Genomic DNA, 12,367 nt, shown 5'->3' on the forward strand with positions numbered 1-12,367 from the left:
CAACGGCATAGCTTCGGCCTAACCCGGAGCGGATACTGGAAACCGTGACCGCCCCCCGCAGTTCGGCTGAGCGCGTTGTGATGTGCCGGGCCGATGGTCAACCGGTAAGCGTGTTGGTCGTCGATGACGAACCCGTTCTGGCCGAGATGGTGTCAATGGCACTGCGTTACGAGGGCTGGAACATCGCCACCGCCTCCGATGGCGCGTCTGCGATCGCGTCCGCCCGCGCCGAGCGTCCTGACGTCGTCGTACTCGACGTGATGCTGCCCGACATGAGCGGGCTGGAAGTCCTGCATCGCTTGCGTAAGGAGAACCCACGGCTGCCGGTGCTGCTGTTGACGGCCAAGGATGCGGTGGAGGATCGCATCGCCGGGTTGACCGCTGGCGGAGACGATTACGTGACCAAGCCGTTCAGCATCGAGGAAGTTGTGCTGCGGCTGCGGGCGCTGCTGCGACGCACCGGTGTGACCACCGTGGACAGCGGGGCTCAGCTGGTCGTCGGGGACCTGGTGCTCGATGAGGACAGTCATGAAGTGACACGCGCCGGCGAGCCGATTTCGTTGACATCAACCGAATTCGAATTGCTACGGTTCATGATGCGTAACTCCAAGCGGGTACTGAGTAAGGCGCAGATTCTGGACCGGGTATGGAGTTATGACTTCGGCGGCCGGTCCAACATCGTCGAGCTCTACATCTCCTACCTGCGCAAGAAGATCGACAACGGTCGCGAACCCATGATTCACACGCTGCGCGGCGCAGGTTATGTCCTCAAACCGGCTCGTTAGGAAACCGGGCGCCTGGTCGCTTCGGCTGCGCCTGCTGGTCGGGCAGATCCTCGTCCTAGCCGTTGTCTGTGTGGGAATCACCGCCGCGACCGAACTGGCGCTGCATCACCACCTGGTCGCACAGCTCGACGGGCAACTGGGCGGAACGTCGCATCGATCGGCGTTGATGTACCCCGAGTCGTCCCATCGGTTCTGGCGGCACCAGCACCGATACTGGCGCCCCGGCCCCGGGCCGCGGTTTCTGGATGCCCCGGGCCAGCCGGCCGGCATGGTCGGCGCCGTGGTCAGGGACGGCAAGGCGATCGTTGCGGGGTATCTGACCAATAGTGGGGACCGTGCCGAAATCAGCCCGACGGCGCAGGCCCAGCTGGCGGCCGTCGCCGGCAGCCAAGATCCGGTGACACTGAACCTCGATGGGTTGGGCCGCTACCGGGTGGTGTCCGCCCTGAGCCGCCGCGGTTACGAACTCATCGTCACCGGCCTTTCGATGTCGGATGTGGACGCGACCATGATCCGAATGCTGATCATTTTCGGCATCGTCACCGTCGTCGCATTGGTCGCGGCCACCACCGCCAGCGCGATTATCATTCGGCGGGCACTGGCCCCGTTGCGCCGGGTGGCCCAAACCGCAACGGAAGTCGTCGATTTGCCGTTGGATCGCGGCGAAGTCGAATTGCCGGTGCGGGTATCGCAGACCGACGCCAACCCCGACACCGAGGTGGGTCAGCTTGGGTCGGCGCTCAACCGGATGCTCGATCACATTGCCGCCGCACTATCGACCCGGCAGGCAAGCGAGACGCGGGTTCGTCAATTCGTCGCCGACGCCAGTCATGAGCTGCGCACCCCGCTGGCCGCGATTCGCGGGTACACCGAGCTGGCGCAACGAATGGGTGACGACCGTGCCGCGGTCGCCCATGCGATGAGCCGGGTGGGGTCCGAGACGGAGCGGATCACCAGTCTGGTCGAGGACCTGTTGCTGCTGGCCCGGCTGGACTCCGGCCGTCCGCTGGAACGCGAGCCGGTCGATATGTCCCGGCTGGCGGTCGATGCCGTCAGCGATGCGCATATCGCCGGGCCGGATCAGCAGTGGGAGCTTGACCTGCCCGCAGAACCGGTAGTCGTCACCGGCGATGCCGCACGGCTACACCAAGTCGTCGCCAACCTGCTGGCCAATGCTCGTATCCACACCGGCCCCGGCGCCGTCGTCACCACCCGGCTCAGTAGTGGGCCGCCGCATGTGGTGCTGGAGGTGATCGACAACGGTCCGGGCATTCCCGAGGCGATGCAGTCGGAGATATTCGAGCGGTTCGCCCGCGGTGATACCTCCCGCTCCCGCAAGGGCGGCAGCACCGGCCTGGGCCTGGCGATCGTGGCGGCCGTGGTGAAGGCGCACAACGGCACCATCACCGTCAACAGCTCACCCGGACGCACCGAGTTTTCGGTGCGGCTGCCACTTGACGCGTGGCAACGATCCGGCGTGCCGCCCGGCTGAGTTGCCGACCGCAGTAGCCCCGGCAACTCAGCGGACGCTGTTGATCATTGGGCCAGCCGAATTGCTGGGCCGCCCACCGCGGGCGCTTGGGCCCGCATCGTCACCGTGGGCGGACTAGGGGCAGGTCACGTTGATTTCGAACGGCTTGTTCACCGGGGACATCGGGTTGGCCATGTCGACCCCGGTCGCCGTGCCGCTGATCTTGTACCTGCTGCCGTCCTTGGTCGCCGAGGCGTTGCCCTGGCCGGTGCCCGACGTGTAGCCCAGCGTCACGCCGTTGACGTTGCCGAGCCCGACCGACTTGACCTCCGGGGGGTTGGCGTCGGTGAGCACCGCGGCGATACCGGTGGCTGCTCCACCGATCGCGATGTTGACGTTGCCCGCGGCCGTCGTGCATACGACGGAGCCGGTCACGTGCTGGTCTTGCCCATCGATGAGGACCTTTGTGCCGGAGGCTTGACCGCCTCCGGTGCTTGCTGATGTCGAGCCCGTACTCGAGCTTTCGCCACCGCTTGTGGTCGACTTGTTGCTCGAACATCCGGAAAGACCCGCGACAAAAATGGCCGCTCCGGCAACCGCGACCGTCAGTCCACGCTTCACCTGTGCTCCTTTGCCCGTGTGTAGCGGCCATCGGCATTGAGGACGGCTTCGGCAGTATGCGGGTTAACTGGACCCGAGGTCTAGGGACCGCGAGAAAAATATTTCCGAGTTCGCTGGCACATCGCCGCGCAAAGTCGCTGCACCGGCCTATCGACGGCGGTGATGCTGATGGCAATGTAGTGCCGGTGGACCACAAACCCCCTACCGCGGCGATCGAATCGGCTCATGGCGAACACTCCCTACCGCTACAGGACACCCGAGATTTCGACGACGCTGACCGTGGCTTCATCGCGGCCTTGACCCCGTGCGTCATCAAGGCCGCCGACGGCCGAGTCGTGTGGGACAACGACGCGTATTCGTTTCTCGACGGCCCCGCGCCCACATCGGTGCATCCCAGTCTGTGGCGCCAATCGACACTGGCTGCCAAACAAGGCTTGTACGAAGTCGTGCCGGGCATCTACCAGGTTCGCGGATTCGACCTGTCCAACATCACCTTTGTCGAGGGTGACACCGGAATCATCGTCATCGACCCCTTGGTATCCACCGAGGTCGCGGCCGCCGCGTTGACCCTGTACCGCGCCCACCGCGATGCGGACCGGCCGGTGGTCGCGGTGATCTATACCCACAGTCACGTCGATCATTTCGGCGGAGTGCTCGGCGTTACCTCTCAGGACGACGTGGACGCGGGCAAGGTGAAGGTGCTCGCCCGCAAGGCTTCACCGAGCATGCCGTTCAGGAGAACGTCTACGCGGGACCGGCGATGACCCGCCGTGCGACCTACATGTACGGCACATTGCTCGAACGTGGACCGCAGGCGCAAGTGGGCTGCGGGCTCGGCCAGACGCCATCGATCGGCGAGGTCGCCATCATCAACCCGACTGTCGACATCCGTTCGACCGGGGAAAAACACACCATCGACGGCGTGGAGATCGAATTCCAGATGGCGCCGGGCACCGAAGCCCCCGCCGAGATGCACTTCTATTTCCCGAAGTTCCGCGCCGTGTGCATGGCCGAAAACGCCACCCACAATCTGCACAACCTGCTGACGCTGCGCGGCGCGCTGGTGCGTGACCCGCATGCCTGGTCGGGCTACCTCACCGAGGCGATCGATACGTTCGCCGACCGCGCCGACGTGGTCTTCGCATCCCACCACTGGCCGACCTGGGGCCGTGAACGCATCGTCGAATTCCTGGCGCTGCAACGAGACCTCTACGCGTACCTGCATGACCAGACGCTGCGGCTGCTCAACCAGGGTTACACCGGTGTGGAGATCGCTGAAATGTTCCAGATGCCGCCGGCATTGGAGCAGGCCTGGCATACCCGCGGCTACTACGGGTCGGTCAACCACAACGTCAAAGCCGTTTATCAGCGATACATGGGTTGGTTCGACGGCAACCCCGGCCGGCTGTGGCCGCATCCCCCCGAAGAGCTCGCGCCTCGCTACGTCGAGGCCATGGGCGGGATCGATCAGGTGGTTGAACTCGCCCAGCAGGCTTTCGATTCCGGCGACTTCCGCTGGGCGGCCACGCTGCTCGATCACGCGGTGTTCACCGACAGCGAGCATTCCGCGGCCCGGACTCTCTACGCCGACACACTGGAGCAGTTGGCCTATGGCGCCGAGAACGCGGTGTGGCGCAACTTCTTCCTGTGCGGCGCGGCCGATTTGCGCGACGGCAAGTTCGGCACCGCCGTGCAAACCACCTCGCCGACTCTGCTGACCCAGCTGACTCCGGAACAGATCTTCGACAGCCTGGCGATCCGCATCGACGGTCCGCGCAGCTGGGACCTGGACCTCACCATCGATGTGACGTTCGAGGACCTCAACGCCAACTACCGGCTTGCGCTGAGCAATGGTGTGCTGGTGCACCGCAAGGTCGCCGCGGATGAAGCGACGGCATCGGCAACCGTCAAGCTGCAGAACAAGTCTCGGCTGCTGGCCGTGGCGATGGGCGACGTCACCTCGCCCGGGCTCGAGGTCTCCGGGGACGAGTCGGTGTTGCAGACGCTGGCCGGTGTGCTCGATGAGCCGGACCCCGACTTCAACATCATCGTGCCCTAGCGGCCATCACGCGACGTCGATCACCACCTTGCCCAGCACCTTGCGTTCGGCGACGTAGCGCAGCGCGGCAGGCGTGTCGGCCAATGGGAAGCGGGCGCCGATGTGCGGCCGGATCTTTCCGGCGGCGAACATCTGTGACAGCTCTGCGACATCGCGGGCGCACTCGTCGGGGTAGTCGCCCATGAAGGTGCGGATCTCCATGCCGCGGATGGTGAGGTTCTTGAGCATCACCAGGTTGAGCGGAATGGCCGGAATGGATCCGGCCGCGTAGCCCAGGGTGACGAAGATGCCCCCGCGGGCCAGACCACGCAGCGCGGGTTCGGCGTACGATCCGCCGACGGGATCGAGGACGACGCGGGCGCTCTCTCCGGTCAGTTCCCGGATTCGCAGCTTCAGGTCCTCCTGGTCATAGTCGACGACGGCCTCGGCGCCGCGCTGGCGGCACAAACCCAGCTTCTCCGGACTGGATGCCGCTGCCAGCACCCGGGCACCCATCGCCACCGCCAGATCGACGGCGGCCAGGCCCACACCGCCTGCCGCGCCGAGCACCACAACCCAATCACCCTGCGACACTTGGGCTACCGAGCGCAGCGCATGATAGGCGGTGCGGTAGGTGACGCCGAACGCGGCGGCGGACGCGAAGTCGGCGCCGTCGGGGATGGGTTGGGCCGCGGCCCCGTCGAGCAGCGCCAACTCGGCGAACGCCCCGAACGTCGTGCCGAATACGCGTTGCCCCGGAACCAGAGTCACGCCCGCGCCGGCGCCCACGACTTCGCCGGCGATCTCGTTGCCGGGGACGAACGGGGGGTAGGATCTTGATCTGGTACTTGCCCGCGATGAACAGCACGTCGGGAAAGTTGACCGCCGCGGCGCGAACCCGCACCAGCACCTGACCGGGTGCGGGAACGGGATCGGGAACTTCGTCCAGCACCAGATCTTCCGGTGGACCGTAGGCGTTACAGACGATCGCGCGCATTCAACTGACTCCCAGCCCGAGCAGACAGAACTGTACGAGATGCTCGATGTCGTCTCGGCCGGGCCGCTCGGCCGAACCCACGTACCTGCGCATCGTCGCAACCGTGCAACCGTAGACCGCCTCGACGTCACGATCCACGTCGGAGCTGCCCAGTGCGGTGACCGGTGCGGTGAGTAGATCACGCAGCGGGCGCAGCATTTCCCGGTCGGTTGCAAGCCAATTCGACAGTTGCCCGGCGGCCGCGCGACTCATGCTGATCAGGTGGGGGTCGGCAACCTGGGCTAGCGTGCCCTCGATCCAGCGCGCGATCTTGGTGTCCGGGCGTGACTCCTTGGCCATCTGATGTTCCAGGTAGGACACCACAATGGCGACACCGCGCTCCATCACGGCCAGGATCAGATCGTCCTTGCCGGCGAAATACCGATAGAACGCCTTGTTCGACGAACCGGCCTCGGCGACGATGTCGCTGACCCGTGGAGGTTCGGGAGCGGCGCGTTCCATCACCCGCACCGCGGCGGCGAGAATGCGCTCCACTTCCTCGGTGGCCTCGCGCTGGCGGTCATCGAGCGCGCGCTCGACTGCGGCGGTGACTCGATCGCTCATGGTGAATCGGGAAGGGCCGGAACACGGTCGACGAGTTGGCCGTACTTGGCGCGGGCGGCCGCTTGCCGGACGGCCAGTGATTCGCTGGGCCACTGCGGGTCTTCGGGCTCGTAGTTCTTCAGCAGCATCCGCGCCAGGTTCACCTTGTGGGCTTCGGTGGGGCCGTCTGCCAGCCCCAGCGCAACACCGCCTAGTAGCACGCTGACCAGCGGTAGCTGATCGGTGGTGCCCAGCGCGCCGTGCACCTGGATGGCACGCAGACCAATCGATTTGAGCACTTGGGATGCCAGGATCTTGCAGGCGCCGATCTCGGCGCGCGCCGCGTGCTCGCCGGCGGTGTCGATCATCCAGGCCGCGTGCAGCACCGCCAGCCGGAACGGCATCAGCTCGGTGTAGGAGTCGGCGATGAACGCTTGCACCAACTGCTTATCGGCCAGCGAACTGCCCTGGGTGAATCGACTTTTCGCTCGACGTGACATCATCTCGACCGCACGCTGCGCCACCCCGATGGAGCGCATCGCGTGATGCAGCCGGCCACCGGCCAGGCGGGTTTGCAGGATCAGAAATCCCTGCCCCGGTTCCCCAAGCAGCGCATCCGCACCGACTCGAACGTCGTCGTATTGCACCAGGGAGTGACCCGGTTCGTGGGGCAGGGCGCCGACCAGGTGGTGGTTGGTTTCGATGGTCAAGCCCTTGGTTCCAGCCGGGACCAGGAACGTCGACGCTCCGTGGTGAACGGCCACATCCGGATTGGTGATCGCGACGACGATGAAAAACGATGCGACCGAGGCGTTGGACGAGAAATACTTGCGGCCGCTGATCACCCAATCGTCACCGTCGCGGACGGCGCGGGTGGTGAAGACGCGCGGATCGGCACCGCCCTGCGGCTCGGTCATGGAGAAGCAGGAGAAGATCTCGCCGGACAGCAAGCCCTGCAGGTAGCGGTCCTTTTGATCCGGGGTGCCAAACCGCGCAATGATCTCCGCGTTGCCGGTGTCGGGTGCCTGGGTGCCGAACACGATCGGAGCCCAGGGGCTGCGTCCCAGGATCTCGTTGCTTAGGGTCAGTTTCACCGCGCCAAAGCCCTGCCCGCCGAGTTCCGGACCCAAATGTGGGGCCCACAAGCCTTCGTCGCGAACTCGTTGTTTGAGGGGATCCACGATGCGGCGGCGTTCATCGTTGAGCGGCAGGAACTCGCAGCCGGGGAACACCACCTCGAGCGGTTCCACCTCCTCGCGCACGAACCCGCGGATCCAGTCGAGCTTCTTCTCGAACTCCGGTTCGGTGGAGAAGTCCCAAGGCATTCGCGTGCTCCTGTCTTTCAGGGAATGCCGCCGTCGGCGCGCAAGATCGATCCGGTGGTGAAGCTGGATGCATCAGAAGCCAGAAACAATGCCGCTCCGACGATTTCGGGTGGGTTTCCGGCGCGCCGCAGAGCTAGGTGGCCGAATGGATTCTGCGTGGCCGCATCGAGGTTCCAGGCCTTGCTGACATCGGTCAGAAACGGCCCGGCCATCAATGTGTTGACGCGCACCGTCGGTCCGAATGCCCGCGCCAGGCCCTCGGTCATCGCGTTGAGCCCGGCCTTTGCCGCGGCATAGGGAATGATGTCGGCGCTCGGGCGCAGCGAACCGGCCGAACTCACGTTGATGATGGAGCCTCCATCGGCAGCCACCATCCGCTCACCGACCAACGCCGAGAGCCGGAACGGGCCCTTGAGGTTGAGGTTGAGCACCGCATCGAACAGCTTCTCGGTGACGTCGCTCAGCTTGTCGTAGAGCGGCGACATGCCCGCGTTGTTGATCAGTGTGTCGATCTTGCCGAAGCGTTCGTAGGACGCCGCGACCAGCCCGTCGAGCTGATCCCAGCGCCCCACATGCACTTGATAGGCCAGGGCGGAGCGCCCGGTCTCGGACTCGATCTCGGTGGCGGTGGCCACGCAGTTATCCAGGTTGCGGCTGGTGATCACCACGTCGGCGCCGCAGCGTGCCGCCGCAAAGGCCATCTGCCGGCCCAGGCCGCGGCTGCCCCCGGTGATCAGGACGACGTGGTCGGTGAGGTCGAAAAGCTGGTCGGCATAACCCATTTCAACGCGCCTTGGTTGCGCGGGCCAGCTCGGCGGCGGTGGCGATCAGCCGGGGGATCATCGCAGCGAACGCGTCCTTGATCTTGGGATCCACCCCGCCTGTGTGGGGCCCGGCGCGCACGGCGGCGGCGTAGGTCTTCTCCAGCACGATGCCCAGTTTCCAGTTCGCCAACACCAGGTAGTAGTCGATGTTGTCGGTGGACAGCCCGCTGACCTTCTCGTAGTGCTCGAGCAGTTCGCTGCGCTTCGGCATGGCACTCATGTCCAGGTAGAACCCGTCGGCGCGCGGCTCTTCACCGTCATAGCGCAGCAGTGACCAGGCCAGATCCAGCAGCGGGTCGCCGATCGTGGTCATCTCCCAGTCCACAATCGCGGCCAGTCGGGCGGGTTCCCCGTGGGCGAACATGACATTGGCGAACTGGTAGTCGCCGTGCATGATGCCCGGCGTGTAATGCGCCGGCCGGTTGCGGCGCAACCAGTCCGAGGCCGCGTCCAGCCCGGGCAGTTCGCGCACCTGGTAGGCCGCGAGAAAGTGCAGCCACCGGTCGACCTGGCGCTCATGGAATCCGTCCGGGCGGCCGAAGCCCTCCAGGCCCTGGCCGCGCCAGTCCACCCGGCCCAGTTTGGTCGCCCCCTCGACGAGTTGCAGCGCCAGCCCGCGGCGGGCTGGCAGGTCGGTGTCGAAGGGTGCGGGCCACCCGCCGTCCATCGGGCTCCATCCATCGATGGCCCTCATCAGGTAGAACGGCATGCCCAGCACCGATCCGGTCTCGTCGGTAGCGATCAGTTCTGCGTGCGGCACGTCGGTGCCGGACAGGGCCCTTACCAGCCGGATCTCGCGCAACAAGCCGTCAATGCGGGCCGCGTCGGCACGCGGGCCGGGCATGCGCAGCACCATGCTCTGATCGCCGCGGCGCACCCGATACAGCGTGTTCTGCGAACCGCCCCCGAGCTGCTCGAGCACGGGCTCCTCGCCGCTGCCGGGCGCATGGCGGCTATCCAGCCAGCGCCCCAGAACAGCCGCATTCAGCGAGGTCCCGCCTTCGGTCTCCATCGGCCGCATTGCAAACTCTCATTTTGGAGAATAGCATTCTCGGTGGGAGTGGGGCGGGCCCGGACGAGCAGTGGCCGCACGGAACCCCGGTGGTCTGATACGCCGAGTATTCGGTGAACGCGCGCGAGCCGTGGATATAGCAGCGCCCCAGCGACGAGCAGGGCATCGCCACTTAGGGCCCAGGGACGCCGGGTCCGCCGTCACCCCCGTTCCCGTCGGGTCCACCGGCGGGGGGTCCGCCGGTGCCGGTGCCGGGGGTGGCGCCGGCGATGCCGTCTTGGCCGCTAGCCCCCATCGCCCCGGTTGCCCCGGGCTGACCGTCGGGGCTCTGGGTTGAGGGGGTTTCGCCTCCGGCGCCGCCGTTGCCGCCGGTGCCGCCGTCGCCTCCGCTGCCGCCGTTGCCGCCGTCTCCGCCGGTGCCTCCGGTAGCCCCGATGCCGCCGTTTCCGCCGTTGCCGCCCGTTCCGCCGTTGCCGCCGCCGTTGCCGCCGTTGCCGCCGTTTCCGCCGGTGCCGCCGCCGTCGCCGCCTGCCCCACCGTCACCGCCCCAGCCGCCGGCGATTGCGGCGTAGCCGCCTGTTCCGCCGGTGCCGCCGATGGTGCCGGGTCCGCCGCTGCCGCCGTCGCCACCGTTACCGCCGAAGGGCTGGTCGAAGTCGGCGTAGCCGTTGCCGCCGGTGCCGCCTGCTTGGCCGGCGTAGGCGCCGTTGTCGCCGGTGCCGCCGGTGCCGCCGTTGAAGAGGGTTTGATTGCCGGACGCGTCGGTTCCGGGGTTGGCGGTGCTGGTGACGGGGTGGGGGGTGGGGTTGGTGCCGGTGGTTCCGGTGGCGCCGTTTCCGCCGTTTCCGCCGTTTCCGCCGTTTCCGCCGTTTCCGCCGTTTCCGTAGTCGCCGCCGTTTCCGCCGGTGCCGCCGTTGCCGCCGTTGAGGGTGGGGTCGGTGGAGGTGTAGCCGTCTCCGCCGCGTCCGCCGCTGCCGTTGGTGGTGGTGGGGGTGGTGCCGTTGATGCCGTGGGCGGCGGTGTCGGTGCCGTCGCCGCCGGTGCCGCCGGCCCCGCCGAGTCCGCCGATGCCGGGGTTGGCGCCGTTGCCGCCGTTGCCGCCGTCGACGTGGGTGGCGTCACCGTTGGCGCCGGTGCCGCCGTTGAGGGTGGGGTCGGTGGAGGTGTAGCCGTCTCCGCCGCGTCCGCCGTCGCCGGCGTTGGTGGTGGGGGTGGTGCCGGCCAGGCCGTGGGCGCCGGTGTGTGAACCCGTCCCGCCGGTCCCGCCGGCGCCGCCGGCGCCGGGGTTACCGCCGTTGCCGCCGTCACCGCCGTCGAGGTGCAGGGCATCACCGTTGGCGCCAGCGCCGCCGTTGCCGGCGATCGCGCCGTTACCGCCGGCCCCGGTTATCCCGGTGCAGCCGAACCAGCCGGTGCCACCGCCGTTACCGCCGGCCCCGCCATCACCGCCGTTACCCCCGGCCCCGCCGTTACCGCCGTTGCCGCCGCTGGTCCCGGCGGTCGTCGCGGTTGCGCCCGCGCCTCCGGCTCCGCCCGCACCGCCGGCACTGAACAGCCAGCCGCCTCGGCCGCCGGCCCCGCCGGCCCCGCCGGCCCCGCCGTCGTGTCCGGTCTGGCCGGTTTGTCCGGTCAAACCCTGGGCACCCGCCCCGCCGGCCCCGCCGGCCCCGCCATCACCGAACATCCAGCCGCCTCGGCCCGCGCCTCCACCGGAGCCCCCGGCCCCAGTGTTGGAGGTGCCCCCGGTCCCGCCGGCTCCACCGTCGCCGGCCACCCAGCCGCCGTTACCGCCATGACCGCCGCCACCGCCCACACCCGTACCCGAGATGCCGCCGGCCCCGCCGGCCCCACCGGCCCCGAACAACCCCGTGCCGCCGCCATGACCCCCCACCCCGACGGTGGTCAGGCCATTGCCGCCGGTCCCGCCTTGGCCCCCAGCACCGAACAGCCAGCCGCCGGCGCCCCCGCCGCCCCCGACACCGCCGGCCCCGCTCGCGGAGGCCCCGCCGGCCCCGCCGACACCGCCGGTACCGATCAACCCGGCGCTGCCCCCACGGCCCCCGGCCTGACCGGCCGCACCCGATCCGCCCCGACCCCCATTGCCCCACAACAGGCCGCCGGCGCCGCCATTGCCTCCGGTGCCATCCACCCCATTGGCGCCATCACCGATAAGCGGGCGCCCCAACCAGGCCATCGTCGGGGCATTGAGGGCCCCCATCACATCGGCGCCGGCGCTCTGCAACACCGATACCCCCGCCGCCTCGGCCCCGGCATAGGAATCCGCGGCCGCATCCAACGCCGCGACAAATCGGCCATGAAACACCGCCGCCTGCGCGCTGATCGTCTGATAGGCCTGCCCATGACCATCAAATAGCCGGGCCACCGCCACCGACACCTCATCGGCGCCCAATGCTCCCGCCAACGCCGTGGTCGGCCCCGCCGCCCACGCCCCGGCGGTCTGCACACCCGAGCCGATCACCGCCGCCTGGGCGGCAGCGGTCCCCAACACCTCCGGGCTAGCAAACACAAAAGACATGACCGTCTCCCCCGGCTGGTAGCTCGCCCAACACCAACACGCAATCACCACACCGTGAGCACAGCGATACTAGCTATCTGAAAACCGACAATTCCGGTTTTCCGGGAAAATTCACCCATCCCCACCCAACCCGCTCATCTCCACCACGCGGCAACGCCGTCTCGTGGCTGCCGCGC

Annotated in this window: 8 protein-coding genes and 2 pseudogenes; 3 read left to right on the forward strand and 7 right to left on the reverse strand. The window is 67.8% G+C overall.

Features of this window, described 5'->3' with window-relative positions:
* Positions 1-80 precede the first annotated feature (80 nt).
* Both SHTP_RS25145 and SHTP_RS25150 read left to right on the forward strand, forming a co-directional pair.
* Positions 81-785 (forward strand): response regulator transcription factor, encoded by a 705-nt coding sequence (locus SHTP_RS25145; RefSeq protein ID WP_015357566.1) that lies wholly within the window; start codon positions 81-83, stop codon positions 783-785.
* Positions 763-2,277: a sensor histidine kinase gene (locus SHTP_RS25150; protein WP_096372127.1), complete on the forward strand. Its 1,515-nt coding sequence runs from the start codon at positions 763-765 to the stop codon at positions 2,275-2,277. The genes SHTP_RS25145 and SHTP_RS25150 overlap by 23 nt, the downstream gene beginning before the upstream one ends.
* Positions 2,278-2,391: 114 nt before the next feature.
* Here the strand turns inward: SHTP_RS25150 and SHTP_RS25155 are convergent, their stop codons facing one another.
* Positions 2,392-2,877: a lipoprotein LpqH gene (locus SHTP_RS25155; protein WP_096372128.1), complete on the reverse strand. Its 486-nt coding sequence runs from the start codon at positions 2,875-2,877 to the stop codon at positions 2,392-2,394.
* A gap of 179 nt (positions 2,878-3,056) precedes the next feature.
* Here SHTP_RS25155 and SHTP_RS25160 point away from each other — a divergent pair.
* A pseudogene (locus tag SHTP_RS25160) lies at positions 3,057-4,936 on the forward strand (alkyl/aryl-sulfatase).
* 6 nt (positions 4,937-4,942) lie between these two features.
* Here the strand turns inward: SHTP_RS25160 and SHTP_RS25165 are convergent.
* The 6 genes and pseudogenes from SHTP_RS25165 to SHTP_RS25190 all read right to left on the reverse strand — a co-directional run bounded on the left by SHTP_RS25165 (position 4,943) and on the right by SHTP_RS25190 (position 12,191).
* Positions 4,943-5,912 (reverse strand): annotated as a pseudogene (locus SHTP_RS25165) (NADPH:quinone oxidoreductase family protein).
* Complete coding sequence (locus tag SHTP_RS25170) at positions 5,913-6,515, reverse strand: TetR/AcrR family transcriptional regulator (protein WP_096372129.1); 603 nt, start codon at positions 6,513-6,515, stop codon at positions 5,913-5,915.
* Complete coding sequence (locus tag SHTP_RS25175) at positions 6,512-7,819, reverse strand: acyl-CoA dehydrogenase family protein (RefSeq protein WP_096372130.1); 1,308 nt, start codon at positions 7,817-7,819, stop codon at positions 6,512-6,514. The genes SHTP_RS25170 and SHTP_RS25175 overlap by 4 nt, the downstream gene beginning before the upstream one ends.
* Positions 7,820-7,836: 17 nt before the next feature.
* Positions 7,837-8,601: an SDR family NAD(P)-dependent oxidoreductase gene (locus SHTP_RS25180; protein WP_096372131.1), complete on the reverse strand. Its 765-nt coding sequence runs from the start codon at positions 8,599-8,601 to the stop codon at positions 7,837-7,839.
* Position 8,602: 1 nt separating this feature from the next.
* Complete coding sequence (locus tag SHTP_RS25185) at positions 8,603-9,655, reverse strand: phosphotransferase family protein (protein ID WP_096372660.1); 1,053 nt, start codon at positions 9,653-9,655, stop codon at positions 8,603-8,605.
* Positions 9,656-9,827: 172 nt separating this feature from the next.
* The gene (locus SHTP_RS25190) at positions 9,828-12,191 is read right to left on the reverse strand and encodes a PE family protein (RefSeq protein WP_096372132.1); all 2,364 of its coding nucleotides are present in this window, start codon (positions 12,189-12,191) and stop codon (positions 9,828-9,830) included.
* Between the last annotated feature and the right edge of the window lie 176 nt (positions 12,192-12,367).

The sequence above is a fragment of the Mycobacterium ulcerans subsp. shinshuense genome (assembly GCF_002355775.1).
Classification (GTDB): Bacteria; Actinomycetota; Actinomycetes; order Mycobacteriales; family Mycobacteriaceae; genus Mycobacterium; species Mycobacterium marinum.